At 57.2% G+C, this 14,213-nt stretch carries 11 protein-coding genes; 9 read left to right on the top strand and 2 right to left on the bottom strand.

Features of this window, described 5'->3' with window-relative positions; translation table 11 throughout:
* The first annotated feature begins 37 nt into the window (after positions 1-37).
* Positions 38-934, top strand: a complete 897-nt coding sequence (gene nhaR / locus ACN28Q_RS08990) for a transcriptional activator NhaR (RefSeq protein ID WP_095846037.1) — start codon at positions 38-40, stop codon at positions 932-934.
* Positions 935-1,015: 81 nt separating this feature from the next.
* Here the strand turns inward: nhaR and rpsT are convergent, their stop codons facing one another.
* Positions 1,016-1,279, bottom strand: a complete 264-nt coding sequence (gene rpsT, locus ACN28Q_RS08985; protein WP_095846036.1) for a 30S ribosomal protein S20 — start codon at positions 1,277-1,279, stop codon at positions 1,016-1,018.
* A gap of 474 nt (positions 1,280-1,753) precedes the next feature.
* Between rpsT and ribF the strand changes: the two genes are divergently transcribed.
* The 8 genes from ribF (at position 1,754) to carB (ending at position 13,453) form a co-directional block, all read left to right on the top strand.
* On the top strand, positions 1,754-2,692 hold the full coding sequence (gene ribF, locus ACN28Q_RS08980; protein WP_095846035.1) for a bifunctional riboflavin kinase/FAD synthetase: 939 nt from the start codon (positions 1,754-1,756) through the stop codon (positions 2,690-2,692).
* A 31-nt stretch (positions 2,693-2,723) separates the two neighbouring features.
* Complete coding sequence (gene ileS, locus ACN28Q_RS08975; RefSeq protein ID WP_095846034.1) at positions 2,724-5,540, top strand: isoleucine--tRNA ligase; 2,817 nt, start codon at positions 2,724-2,726, stop codon at positions 5,538-5,540.
* Entirely contained in the window at positions 5,540-6,046 is a 507-nt protein-coding gene (gene lspA / locus ACN28Q_RS08970; protein WP_095846033.1) for a signal peptidase II, read from the top strand. Before ileS ends, lspA begins: the two co-directional genes overlap by 1 nt.
* A gap of 1 nt (position 6,047) precedes the next feature.
* Complete coding sequence (gene fkpB / locus ACN28Q_RS08965) at positions 6,048-6,518, top strand: FKBP-type peptidyl-prolyl cis-trans isomerase (RefSeq protein ID WP_095846032.1); 471 nt, start codon at positions 6,048-6,050, stop codon at positions 6,516-6,518.
* A complete protein-coding gene (gene ispH / locus ACN28Q_RS08960; protein WP_095846031.1) occupies positions 6,499-7,452 on the top strand; it encodes a 4-hydroxy-3-methylbut-2-enyl diphosphate reductase in 954 nt (317 codons plus the stop codon). Before fkpB ends, ispH begins: the two co-directional genes overlap by 20 nt.
* 316 nt (positions 7,453-7,768) lie before the next feature.
* On the top strand, positions 7,769-8,590 hold the full coding sequence (gene dapB, locus ACN28Q_RS08955; protein WP_095846030.1) for a 4-hydroxy-tetrahydrodipicolinate reductase: 822 nt from the start codon (positions 7,769-7,771) through the stop codon (positions 8,588-8,590).
* 472 nt (positions 8,591-9,062) lie between these two features.
* Complete coding sequence (gene carA / locus ACN28Q_RS08950) at positions 9,063-10,211, top strand: glutamine-hydrolyzing carbamoyl-phosphate synthase small subunit (RefSeq protein ID WP_095846029.1); 1,149 nt, start codon at positions 9,063-9,065, stop codon at positions 10,209-10,211.
* Between the two features lie 17 nt (positions 10,212-10,228).
* Positions 10,229-13,453, top strand: coding sequence for a carbamoyl-phosphate synthase large subunit (gene carB / locus ACN28Q_RS08945; protein WP_095846028.1), 3,225 nt, complete (start codon positions 10,229-10,231; stop codon positions 13,451-13,453).
* Positions 13,454-13,524: 71 nt separating this feature from the next.
* Here the strand turns inward: carB and ACN28Q_RS08940 are convergent, their stop codons facing one another.
* Positions 13,525-14,139 (bottom strand): LysE family transporter, encoded by a 615-nt coding sequence (locus tag ACN28Q_RS08940; protein WP_095848971.1) that lies wholly within the window; start codon positions 14,137-14,139, stop codon positions 13,525-13,527.
* Between the last annotated feature and the right edge of the window lie 74 nt (positions 14,140-14,213).

Here is a 14,213-nt window from a genome sequence, read left to right as displayed (position 1 = left end):
GGTTATTTGCCGGTGCGAAACGTAAGGAGAACTTTTTGTGAGAACGTCACATATTAATTTCAATCACCTCTATTATTTTTGGCAAGTTTGCAAAGCAGGCTCCGTCGTGGGCGCGGCTGAAGCGCTGTTTCTGACGCCGCAAACCATTACCGGCCAGATCAAAGCGTTGGAAGAGCGGTTAAACGGCAAACTGTTTAAACGCCAGGGGCGCGGGCTGGTGCCTTCCGAACTGGGGCAGTTGGTTTTCCGTTACGCGGACAAGATGTTCATGCTCAGCCAGGAAATGTTGGATATCGTTCATTACACCAAAGAATCCAACCTGTTGTTCGACGTTGGCGTGGCGGATGCCCTGTCCAAGCGCCTGGTGAGCCAGGTGCTGGAAACGGTAGTGGCGGATGATGAGCGCATCCATCTGCGCTGTTTTGAATCCACCCATGAAATGCTGCTGGAACAGCTAAGCCAGCACAAGCTGGATATGATCCTGTCGGACTGCCCGGTAGACTCCAGCCAGCAGGAAGGGTTGTTTTCGATCAAACTGGGTGAGTGCAGCATCAGCTTTTTCTGCCGCCAGCCGGTGCCGGAGGCGCCATTCCCGGCCTGCCTGGAACAGCGGCGGCTGTTGCTGCCGGGGCGCCGTTCAATGCTCGGGCGGCAACTGCTCAACTGGCTCAATATTCAGGGGCTGCAGGTCGAGATCCTCGGTGAATTCGATGATGCGGCGCTGATGAAGGCCTTTGCCATGTACCATAATGCGATCTTTGTGGCGCCGACGCGGTATGCGCAGGATATCTACAGCGATGATAGCGTGGTGGAGATTGGGCGAATTGACAGCGTGCACGAGGAGTATTACGTCATTTTTGCCGAGCGCATGATCCAGCACCCGGCGGTGCAGCGGATCTGCCACAAAGACTTCTCATCGCTGTTTGCCCTCTAGCGGCGAAGCAAGGGCGCCCGAATTGCGGGCATAAAAAAACCGGCGAGAGCCGGTTTTTTTACCAAGCAGACAACGTAATGCTTACTGCATTGCGCTGATTTGCGCGGCCAGGTTTGACTTATGGCGCGCTGCTTTGTTTTTGTGGATCAGGCCTTTAGCAGCCTGGCGATCCACAAGTGGTTGCATTACGGTGAATGCTTTTTGTGCTGCTTCTTTGTCGCCAGCTTCGATAGCGGCATAGACCTTCTTAATGAAGGTACGCACCATTGAGCGACGGCTAGCATTGTGCTTGCGGCGTTTCTCAGACTGTACGGCGCGTTTCTTAGCTGATTTGATATTAGCCAAGGTCCAACTCCCAAATATATTCTATTGAGGACAATTCAAAGGCCGAGGAATATGCCCTTTTAGCCTTCGTTTGTCAATGGATTTGTGCAAATAAGCGCCGTTTGTACGGGCGGCACTTGCTACGTTGTGATGGCGCAGGATTTTACCAGCTTCCCATCTGGGAATACAGCATTTCGCAAGAAAATTAACCGGGTATTGCTTTGGTGCGCACGGCAACTGATGAAGGCGGTATGATAACCCTTTTTTTATGGTGGATAAACCGCTGCTTAGGTGTTTCGCCCGCCCGCTATCTCCGGTATGGTGGGAAGATATTCCGTTGTGGCGGCAAGGCGCCTGTTAGCGCCTTGCCGCCGGCATTTTGCGGCCTGGGCCGCCATCGCTTCTGGTGGGATGCGGCCTATATTGCTATTCACGTGTTAACCTTAACCGCTGTACAAGGTATAATCCGCCGATTTCCACTGTTTTGAGCCAGCTATGGAGCTAATTCGCGGCATTCACAATATCCGGGCACGCCACCATGGTTGCGTGCTCACTATCGGCAACTTTGACGGCGTACACCGCGGCCATCAGGCGTTGCTGAAGCAGCTAAAGCAGGAAGGGCAACGCCTTGGGCTGCCGGTGATAGTCATGATCTTTGAGCCGCAGCCGCTGGAGCTGTTCGCAGCGGACAAAGCGCCGGCTCGTCTTACGCGTTTGCGTGACAAAGCCAAATATTTGGCGCAGGCCGGGGTTGATTACCTGCTGTGCGTCAACTTTGATCCGCGTTTCGCCGCTAACACCGCACAGGCGTTTGTCGCCGAACTGCTGGTGCAGAAACTGGGCGTAAAATTCCTGATGGTGGGGGATGATTTCCGCTTCGGCGCCAACCGCACCGGGGATTTCCCGTTGCTGCAAAAGGCCGGGGCCGAATACGGCTTTACCGTGGTCAGCACGCCGACCTTCTGCGAAGGGGGCCAACGCATCAGCAGCACCGCCATCCGCAATGCGCTGCGTGACGATGAACTGGCGCTGACGGAAAGGCTGCTTGGCCATCCGTACAGCATTTCAGGTCGCGTGGTACACGGCGATGAATTGGGCCGCACCATTGGCTTCCCGACCGCGAACCTGCCGCTCAAGCGGCTGGTGGCGCCGGTGAATGGCGTATATGCGGTTGACGTTTACGGCCTGGGGCCTCAGCCGTTGCCGGGCGTCGCCAATATCGGCACGCGGCCGACGGTTGCCGGCGTGCGCCAGCAGTTGGAAGTGCATCTGCTGGATGTCACAATGAATCTATATGGGCGCCATATTGACGTGGTGCTCCGCGCAAAATTGCGCAACGAACAGCGTTTTGCTTCGCTCGATGCGCTGAAGCAGCAAATCGCCAATGATGTGGTGGCTGCCCGGACATTTTTCGGGCTAAAGACACCGGTTTAATCTGAAAAACCGAAACGAGATCGAGAATCTAATGAGTGACTACAAGAATACCCTGAACTTGCCGGAAACAGGGTTCCCGATGCGTGGCGATCTCGCCAAGCGTGAACCTGGCATGCTCGCACGTTGGTATGAACAGGATCTGTACGGGATGATTCGTGCCGCTAAAAAGGGCAAAAAATCCTTCATTCTGCATGACGGCCCTCCGTATGCGAATGGCAGCATTCACATTGGTCACTCGGTTAATAAAATTCTCAAAGATATTATTATCAAGTCCAAAGGGCTGGCCGGCTTTGATTCTCCTTACATACCGGGCTGGGACTGCCATGGTTTGCCGATCGAACTGAAAGTGGAACAACTGTACGGCAAGCCGGGCGAGAAGCTGACCCCTGCCGAATTCCGCCAGAAGTGCCGTGAATATGCCGCTGAACAAGTGGCGGGCCAGAAGAAGGACTTCATTCGCCTGGGCGTGTTGGGTGACTGGGATCATCCTTACCTGACCATGGACTTCACCACCGAAGCCAACATCATCCGCGCCCTGGGTAAAATCATCAGCAACGGCCATCTGCTGAAAGGCGCCAAGCCGGTGCACTGGTGCACCGACTGCGGCTCTGCGCTGGCTGAAGCGGAAGTGGAGTATTACGACAAAACCTCCCCGTCAATCGACGTGGCGTTCCCTGCCACCGATGCCGCCGCCGTTGCCGCCAAATTTGGCGTGGCGAGCTTCGACGGGCCGATTTCGCTTGTGATCTGGACCACCACCCCGTGGACGTTGCCGGCTAACCGCGCCATCTCTCTGCACCCGGAATTCGATTATCAACTGGTGCAGGTGGAAGGGCAGTGCCTGATCCTGGCGGGCGAACTGGTTGAAAGCGTGATGAAACGCGTCGGCATCACCCATTGGCAGGTGCTGGGCAGTTGCAAGGGCGCCGCTCTGGAACTGCTGCGCTTCCAGCATCCGTTCATGGGCTTTGACGTGCCGGCGATCCTGGGCGAACACGTGACTCTGGATGCCGGTACCGGTGCGGTGCACACCGCGCCAGGCCATGGCCCGGACGACTTTGTCATCGGCCAGAAATACGGCCTGGAAGTGGCCAACCCGGTCGGCCCGAATGGCTGTTACCTGCCGGGCACCTATCCTTCGCTGGACGGTAAGTTCGTCTTCAAAGCCAACGATCTGGTGGTGGAACTGCTGCGTGAGAAAGGCGCGCTGCTGCACGTGGAAAAACTGCTGCACAGCTACCCTTGCTGCTGGCGCCACAAAACGCCGGTTATCTTCCGTGCGACCCCGCAATGGTTCATCAGCATGGATCAGAAAGGGCTGCGTAAGCAGTCGCTGGAAGAGATCAAAGGCGTGCAGTGGATCCCGGACTGGGGCCAGGCGCGTATCGAAACGATGGTGGCAAACCGCCCGGACTGGTGTATTTCCCGCCAGCGTACCTGGGGCGTGCCAATGTCGCTGTTTGTGCATAAAGAGACCGAGCAACTGCACCCGCGCACCGTTGAGCTGATTGAAGAAGTGGCGAAACGCGTAGAGCAGGAAGGTATTCAGGCATGGTGGGATTTGGATCCGGCCGAGTTGCTCGGTGAGCAAGCCGCCGACTACGTCAAAGTGCCGGACACGCTGGATGTGTGGTTTGACTCCGGTTCGACCCACGCTTCGGTGGTTGACGTGCGCCCGGAATTCCACGGCCATAGCGCAGATATGTATCTGGAAGGCTCTGACCAACACCGCGGCTGGTTCATGTCATCGCTGATGATCTCCACGGCCATGAAAGGCAAAGCGCCTTACAAGGAAGTGCTGACCCACGGCTTCACCGTCGATGGTCAGGGGCGCAAAATGTCCAAGTCGATCGGCAACACCGTCAGCCCGCAGGATGTGATGAACAAACTGGGCGGCGATATCCTGCGTTTGTGGGTGGCATCGACCGACTATACCGGCGAGATCGCCGTTTCCGATGAGATCCTCAAACGTGCGGCAGATTCTTACCGCCGTATCCGTAACACCGCCCGCTTCCTGTTGGCGAACCTGAATGGTTTCGATCCCCGCACCGACAGCGTGGCGCCGGAAGATATGGTGGTGCTGGATCGCTGGGCGGTTGGCCGTGCGCTGGCGGCGCAGCAGGATATTGAACAGGCCTATGCCCGCTACGATTTCCACGAAGTGGTGCAGCGCCTGATGCAGTTCTGCTCGGTGGAAATGGGCTCCTTCTATCTGGATATCATCAAAGACCGCCAGTACACCGCCAAAGCGGACAGCGTTGCACGCCGCAGCTGCCAGACGGCGCTGTTCCACATTGCCGAAGCGCTGGTGCGCTGGATGGCGCCGATCATGTCCTTTACCGCGGACGAGATTTGGGGCTTCCTGCCGGGCAAACGCGCGCCGTACGTCTTTACTGAAGAGTGGTATGACGGCCTGTTCAGCCTGGCCGAAGGCGAAAGCATGAACGATGCCTTCTGGGATGAGCTGTTGAAAGTGCGTGGCGAAGTGAACAAGGTGCTGGAGCAGGCGCGTGCCGATAAACGTATCGGTGGTTCGCTGGAAGCTTCCGTCACCCTGTTTGCCGATGATGCGTTGGCGGAGCGCCTGAACAGCCTGCAGGATGAACTGCGCTTTGTGCTGCTGACCTCTGGCGCCAAAGTGGCACCGTTGGCGCAGGCGCCGGCGGATGCGCAGCAAAGTGAACTGCTGAAAGGGCTGAAGATTGTCTTTAGCAGTGCAGAAGGGACTAAATGCCCACGTTGCTGGCATTACACCACGGATATTGGCCAGGTGGCGGAACACGCAGATATCTGCGGCCGCTGTGTCACCAACGTTGCCGGCGACGGCGAGAAGCGTAAATTTGCCTGATGAGTAAACCGATCTGTTCGACCGGCCTGCGGTGGCTGTGGGTAGTTCTGGTGGTACTGGTGCTGGATTTCGCCAGCAAACAGTGGATCCTGAATCATTTTGTGCTGGGCCAGTCCCAGCCGTTGATTCCCTACTTCAACCTGTACTATGCGCGCAACTACGGCGCTGCGTTTAGCTTCCTGGCCGATCACGGCGGCTGGCAACGCTGGTTCTTTGCCGGCATTGCGGTGGCGATTATTGTGGCGCTGCTGGTGCTGCTGTACAAAAACGGCGCGCAGCAGAAGCTAAGCAACATCGCGTATGCGTTTATTATCGGCGGCGCGCTGGGCAATCTGTTAGATCGTCTGTGGCATGGCTTCGTGGTCGATTTCATCGATTTTTACGTAGGCAACTGGCACTACCCGACCTTTAATCTGGCAGACAGCTTTATCTGCGTCGGGGCGGCGATGATCGTGCTGGAAGGGTTCTTGCCTTCCAGCAAGCGCGCAGCGGCTAAAGGTGAGTGATATGACGGCTCAGGTTAACAGCGGCAGCGCGGTGCTGGTGCACTTTACGCTGACGCTGGAAGATGGCTCGACGGCGGAATCAACCCGCCGCAGCGGCAAACCGGCGCTGTTTCGCCTTGGCGACGGCAGCCTGTCCAACGCGCTTGAGCAACAGCTGATCGGGCTGCATGCCGGTGATAAAAATACCTTCACCCTGCAGCCGGAAGATGCCTTCGGCGCGAACAACCCGGATCTGATCCAATTCTTCCTGCGGCGCGATTTTGCCGACACCGGCGTGCCGGATGTCGGCACCATCATGCTGTTCACGGCAATCGACGGCAGTGAAATGCCGGGCGTGGTGCGTGAAGTGGCGGAAGAGTCGGTCACCGTTGATTTCAATCATCCACTTGCGGGCCACCCGGTGACCTTCGAGCTTGAGGTACTGGAGATTGATCCGCAGCAGGAGGTGACGCATGCAAATCTTGCTGGCTAACCCCCGTGGTTTCTGTGCCGGGGTCGATCGTGCGATCAGTATCGTGGAACGCGCGCTGGAAATTTACGGCGCGCCGATCTACGTGCGCCATGAGGTGGTGCATAACCGCTATGTGGTGGATAGCCTGCGCGCACGCGGCGCGGTGTTTATTGAAGAGATCGCCGAAGTGCCGGATGGCTCAATCCTCATCTTCTCGGCGCATGGGGTTTCCCAGGCGGTGCGCGCCGAAGCGAAGGCGCGTAGCCTGACCATGCTGTTCGACGCCACCTGCCCGTTGGTGACCAAGGTGCATATGGAAGTGGCACGCGCCAGCCGCAAGGGCACAGAGGCCATTCTGATCGGCCACGCCGGCCATCCGGAGGTGGAAGGCACCATGGGCCAGTACAACAACCCGGAAGGGGGGATGTACCTGGTGGAGTCGCCGGACGATGTCTGGAAGCTGCAGGTGAAGCATGAAGACAATCTGTGCTTTATGACGCAGACCACGCTGTCGGTTGATGATACCTCCGACGTGATCGACGCTCTGCGCCAGCGCTTCCCCAAGATTGTGGGGCCACGCAAGGATGATATCTGTTACGCCACCACCAACCGCCAAGAAGCGGTGCGCAGCCTGGCCGGGGATGCGGATGTGGTATTGGTGGTGGGGTCGAAAAACTCGTCCAACTCCAACCGCCTGGCGGAACTGGCGCAGCGCGTGGGGAAACCGGCGTATCTGATCGATTCGGCGGAAGACATTCAGGAAGCCTGGCTGAAAAACACCACCCACATCGGCGTCACCGCGGGCGCATCCGCACCGGATGTGCTGGTGCAAGATGTTATCAACCGTCTGAAGGCGATGGGCGGGAAATCGGTGCTGGAAATCAGCGGCCGGGAAGAGAACATCGTGTTTGAAGTGCCAAAAGAGCTGCGGGTGGATATCCGGCAGATCGATTGACGCTGTGGCAATCAGCAACGGGGAGCTTAGGCTCCCCGTTTTGCTATCTGCCGTTGGCGTTTTTATCGCCGGCAGTGGAAAACTGCATGATTATGTAAAACCTTACGCTGTCTATGCAGTATGGTTTGGCAAGCACAGCGGCGAAAATTTATAGCATCGCTGATAAAAATGGCGGGATATCATAATTTTCTAATTATGATTTAAATCCTCTGGCGATGCCGGGATGGGGCAGTTAACCTAATGTGACGAATTTTACCTATTGGGTTTAGGCCTTTGTAGCCGGATAACGGCTTTCGACGGAAAAAGAGAGAGAAGTATGACAGATTCACAGATCCGCATTGCGATTGCAGGCGCCGGTGGCCGTATGGGGCGCCAACTGATCCTGGCAGTGCAACAGGCGCAGGGCGTAGTGCTGGGCGCGGCGCTTGAACGCCCCGGCTCAAGCCTGATTGGCACGGACGCTGGCGAACTGGCCGGCGCAGGGGCGCTTGGGGTGCCGGTTAGCGCCAGCCTGGACAGCGTGGCGGATGATTTTGACATTCTGATCGACTTTACCCGGCCGGAAGGCACGCTGGAGCACCTGGCGTTTTGTGTGGCGCACCACAAAGCGATGGTGATCGGCACCACCGGCTTCGACGACGCCGGCAAAGCTGCCATCAGAGAGGCGGCCCAACAGATTGGCATCGTCTTCGCCGCCAACTTCAGCGTTGGCGTTAACGTGGTGCTGAAGCTGTTGGAAAAGGCGGCTAAGGTGATGGGCGATTATACCGATATCGAAATCATTGAAGCGCACCACCGCCATAAAGTGGATGCGCCATCGGGCACTGCGCTGGCGATGGGCGAGGCTATCGCCGATGCGCTGGGGCGCGATCTCAAGCAGTGCGCGGTTTACGCGCGCGAAGGCTATACCGGCGAACGCGATCCGCAAAGCATTGGCTTCGCCACCATTCGCGCCGGGGACATCGTGGGCGAGCATACCGCGATGTTTGCTGACATTGGCGAGCGTGTGGAAATCACCCATAAAGCCTCCAGCCGGATGACTTTTGCCAACGGCGCGGTGCGTGCAGCATCCTGGGTGTCTAAGCAGGGAAAAGGGCAGTTTGACATGCGTGATGTGCTCGGTCTGGACCAGCTTTAATGATTTAGTAGGCCATTGTGATGTGGCTGTGTTTATCATAAAACTATGATAAAAGGGCAATATTTTTATTGCCCATTTTTTTTATTTGATAAAATACCAATTTATTATTAATTTTTTTATAAAGTTGCTATTTTTATCTGTAAATTCCTTTTTTATGGCCGGTTTACCCTGCCGTGCTGCTATCGCCCCCCGCTTTTAACCCCCTCGTTGCACGATTGCACTCGATTATCGCTCGCAACCGTTTAACTACCCAGGTTTCCCTCTACTTTTATGGCTAAAGCCGCCATTATTCGTTGAGGGGAGTGAAAATAAGATAAAAAATGGCGTATTGGGTGGACAAGAGAGGCACTCATCTTTAAAATGCGCCCAATTTGCCAAAAATTAGCCTCTCAGGCAGTTTTAGCATTGATTTAGATCGCGATATCTGAATTAATATGCAAATATTGTGATTTATTATTCCTTGGAGGGTGTTTTGATTAAGTCAGCGCTATTGGTTCTGGAGGACGGAACCCAATTCCACGGTCGGGCCATCGGGGCAGAGGGTACGGCAGTGGGGGAAGTGGTCTTCAATACGTCGATGACCGGCTATCAAGAAATCCTCACTGATCCTTCCTACTCCCGCCAGATCGTCACTCTTACTTATCCTCATATTGGCAATGTCGGCACCAACGCCGCCGATGAAGAATCCTCAATGGTTCATGCTCAAGGGCTGGTTATCCGCGATCTGCCTCTGATTGCCAGCAACTACCGCAGTGAAGAAGGGCTGTCCGACTATCTCAAGCGCAACAACATCGTCGCTATTGCCGATATCGATACCCGCAAGCTGACCCGCCTGCTGCGTGAGAAAGGCGCACAGAACGGTTGCATCATCGCGGGCGAAAATCTGGACGCCGCCCAGGCGCTGGCGCAGGCCAAAGCCTTCCCCGGCCTGAAAGGGATGGATCTGGCGAAGGAAGTGACGACCAACGAAACCTACACCTGGCAGCAAGGGAGCTGGCGGCTGGAGGGCGAACTGCCGGAAGACACCGCCGCGAGCGAGTTGCCTTATCACGTGGTGGCGTATGATTACGGCGCCAAGCGCAACATCCTGCGCATGCTGGTGGATCGCGGCTGCCGCTTGACGGTGGTGCCGGCGCAAACCCCGGCGGAAGAGGTGTTGAAGATGAATCCGGACGGTATTTTCCTGTCCAACGGCCCGGGCGATCCGGCGCCGTGTGATTACGCCATCGCCGCCATCAAACAGTTCCTGGAAACCGATATCCCGGTATTCGGTATCTGCCTGGGGCACCAGTTGCTGGCGCTGGCCAGCGGTGCGAACACCGTGAAGATGAAGCTGGGCCACCACGGCGGCAACCATCCGGTGAAGGATCTGGACGCCAACCGTGTGATGATCACCGCGCAAAACCACGGGTTTGCGGTTGATGAAAACAACCTGCCGGCCAACCTGCGCGTCACCCACAAATCGTTGTTCGACCATACGGTTCAGGGCATTCACCGCACGGATAAACCGGCGTTCAGCTTCCAGGGCCACCCAGAGGCGAGCCCAGGGCCGCACGATGCTGCGCCGCTGTTCGATCACTTCATCGAACTGATTGAGACTTACCGTTCCAACGCCAACTAATCAGGAGCAAAAGAGAAATGCCAAAACGTACAGATATAAAAAGCATCCTGATCCTGGGCGCCGGTCCGATTGTTATCGGCCAGGCGTGTGAGTTTGACTACTCAGGTGCGCAGGCGTGTAAAGCGCTGCGTGAAGAAGGCTACCGCGTCATTTTGGTTAACTCCAACCCGGCGACCATCATGACCGATCCGGAAATGGCGGATGCAACCTATATTGAGCCGATCCACTGGGAAGTGGTGCGCAAAATCATCGAAAAAGAGCGCCCGGATGCCGTGCTGCCGACCATGGGCGGCCAAACTGCGCTGAACTGTGCGCTGGAACTGGAGAGTAAGGGCGTACTGGCCGAGTTCGGCGTGACCATGATTGGCGCGACCGCGGACGCGATTGATAAAGCCGAAGACCGTCGTCGCTTTGATATTGCGATGAAAAAAATCGGGCTTGATACTGCGCGTTCAGGCATTGCACATACCATGGAAGAAGCGCTGGCGGTTGCCGCCGACGTGGGTTTCCCGTGCATCATCCGCCCGTCGTTCACCATGGGCGGCACCGGCGGCGGTATTGCCTACAACCGTGAAGAGTTCGAAGAGATCTGTGAGCGCGGCCTGGATTTGTCGCCGACCAAAGAGTTGCTGATCGACGAATCGCTGATTGGCTGGAAAGAGTACGAAATGGAAGTGGTGCGTGATAAGAACGATAACTGCATCATCGTCTGCTCCATTGAAAACTTCGATGCCATGGGCATCCACACCGGCGACTCCATCACCGTAGCGCCAGCACAGACGCTGACCGACAAAGAATACCAAATCATGCGTAATGCCTCGATGGCGGTGCTGCGTGAGATCGGCGTGGAAACCGGCGGCTCCAACGTGCAGTTCTCGGTCAACCCGAAAACCGGCCGCCTGATCGTGATTGAGATGAACCCGCGCGTGTCACGCTCCTCGGCGCTGGCATCGAAAGCGACCGGCTTCCCGATTGCGAAAATCGCCGCCAAGCTGGCCGTGGGCTACACCCTTGACGAGTTGATGAACGACATCACCGGCGGCCGTACCCCGGCATCCTTTGAGCCGTCTATCGACTATGTTGTTACCAAGATCCCACGCTTTAACTTCGAGAAATTCGCCGGCGCCAACGATCGCCTGACCACACAGATGAAGTCGGTCGGGGAAGTGATGGCAATTGGCCGCACCCAACAGGAATCGCTGCAAAAAGCGCTGCGTGGCCTGGAAGTGGGCGCCACCGGTTTGGATCCGAAGGTAAGCCTGGACGATCCGGAAGCGCTGACCAAAATCCGCCGCGAACTGAAAGACGCCGGCGCCGAGCGCATCTGGTACATTGCCGACGCTTTCCGCGCCGGCCTGTCGGTTGACGGTGTGTTCAACCTGACCAACATCGACCGCTGGTTCCTGGTGCAGATTGAAGAACTGGTGCGCCTGGAAGAACAAGTGGCGGCGGAAGGCATCAACGGCCTGACGCCAGATTTCTTGTATACCCTGAAACGCAAAGGCTTTGCCGATGCGCGCCTGGCCAAGCTGGCCGGCGTTGCCGAAGGCGCGATCCGCAAACTGCGCCACGGTTACGGCCTGCACCCGGTCTACAAACGCGTGGATACCTGTGCGGCGGAGTTCGCCACCGATACCGCTTATATGTACTCCACCTATGAAGAAGAGTGCGAATCCAACCCGACCAACGATCGTCCGAAAGTGATGGTGCTGGGCGGTGGCCCGAACCGTATCGGCCAGGGCATCGAATTTGACTACTGCTGCGTTCATGCCTCGCTGGCGCTGCGGGAAGACGGTTATGAAACCATCATGGTCAACTGTAACCCGGAAACCGTCTCCACCGACTACGATACCTCCGATCGCCTGTACTTCGAGCCAGTGACGCTGGAAGACGTGCTGGAAATCGTGCGCATTGAGCAGCCGAAAGGGGTGATCGTGCAGTACGGCGGCCAGACTCCGCTGAAACTGGCCCGCGAACTGGAGGCCGCCGGCGTGCCGGTGATCGGCACCAGCCCGGATGCCATCGACCGCGCGGAAGACCGCGAGCGTTTCCAGCAGGCGGTGAACCGCCTGGGGCTGAAACAGCCGGCGAATGCCACCGTGGCGACCATCGAGCAGGCCGTGGAGAAGGCGGCGGGCATCGGCTATCCGCTGGTGGTGCGCCCATCATACGTGCTGGGCGGCCGCGCGATGGAAATCGTCTACGACGAAATCGACCTGCGCCGCTACTTCCAGACGGCGGTCAGCGTGTCCAACGATGCGCCGGTACTGCTGGATCGCTTCTTGGATGACGCCGTGGAAGTGGACGTTGACGCCATTTGTGACGGTGAGCGCGTGCTGATCGGCGGCATCATGGAGCATATCGAACAGGCGGGCGTGCACTCCGGTGACTCTGCCTGCTCGCTGCCGGCTTATACCCTAAGCCAGGAAATTCAGGACGTGATGCGCCAACAGGTGGAAAAACTGGCGTTCGAACTGCAGGTGCGTGGCTTGATGAACGTGCAGTTTGCGGTGAAGGCTAACGAAGTTTACCTGATCGAAGTGAACCCACGCGCCGCGCGTACCGTACCGTTCGTGTCCAAAGCGACCGGCGTGCCGCTGGCGAAAGTGGCCGCACGCGTGATGGCGGGTAAATCTCTGGCCGAACAGGGCGTGACCCATGAAATCATCCCGCCGTACTACTCGGTGAAAGAAGTGGTGCTGCCGTTCAACAAATTCCCCGGCGTCGATCCGATTCTGGGGCCGGAAATGCGGTCCACCGGTGAAGTGATGGGCGTGGGCCGCACCTTTGCCGAAGCGTTTTCTAAGGCGATGTTGGGCAGCAACTCCAGAATGCAGAAACAGGGCCGCGCGCTGCTGTCGGTGCGTGAAGGCGACAAGGCCCGGGTGGTGGATCTGGCGGCAAGCCTGTTAAAACACGGCTTTGAACTGGATGCGACCCACGGCACCGCGGTGGTGTTGGGCGAAGCCGGCATCAACCCGCGCCTGGTGAACAAGGTGCATGAAGGCCGCCCGCACATTCAGGATCGGATCAAAAACGGGGAATATACCTATATCGTCAACACCACGGCAGGCCGCCAGGCGATTGAGGACTCCAAACTGATCCGCCGCAGTGCGCTGCAGTACAAAGTGCATTACGACACCACGCTGAACGGCGGTTTCGCCACGGCGATGGCGCTGAAAGCCGATCCCACCGAACGGGTAATTTCCGTGCAGGAAATGCACGCCTGCATCACCAAGTAACTACCCTCCCGCCCCGTATTGCCGGGGCGGGCTTTTCTTTCAGCTGCCTGATGACGCGCAGCACCCGCCGCTTAACTCAATGCGACTTTGATCCCAAGCGCGATCAACATGCCGCCAAGCAGTTTATCGATAAACTTCTGCGCCATTTCCAGCGCGCGGCGCACCGGCTTGCTCTGGATCAGCAGCACCAACAACGGCCACCAGACGGCCGACAGCACAAAAATAATCCCGGCATACCACAGCTTCTCGCCAACGCCGGAGTTAATTTGCAATACCTGGGTGAATATCGCCAGGAAGAACAGCGTGGCTTTCGGGTTAAGCAGGTTGCACAAATAGCCCTGCATAAAGGCGCTTTTCCGGCTGGTCTGTTGCAGCGGCAGATCGCTGATGTGCATTTTGCCGCCGCCGCGGGCTAACAGCGCCTGTATGCCGATCCAAATCAGGTAAACCGCCCCAGCGTATTTCAACATATTGAACAGCCAAGGGGTGGTGGTGATCACCACCGCCAAACCGGCGACGCAATAGGCCATATGGGTGGCGACACCGCAGATGACGCCGAAGGCGGTCATCAATGCCAGCCGGCGCTGATAGCGGGCGGCGTTCTTCACGATCAGGAAAAAATCCGGCCCGGGAGAGAGCATCCCCAGCGTGGCGATGCCGGCAACGAATAACGACGTTTCAAACATAATTTGCATCTCTGCACAAAAGACTAAATTGCTCAAATAATAACGTTGCTTACGCTGATATGCACCCTGCAAAT

The organism is Gibbsiella quercinecans (genome assembly GCF_002291425.1).
Taxonomy (GTDB): Bacteria; Pseudomonadota; Gammaproteobacteria; order Enterobacterales; family Enterobacteriaceae; genus Gibbsiella; species Gibbsiella quercinecans.
The sequence above is the reverse complement of the archived record's forward strand: the minus strand, read 5'-3'. Positions and strand labels throughout refer to the sequence as shown.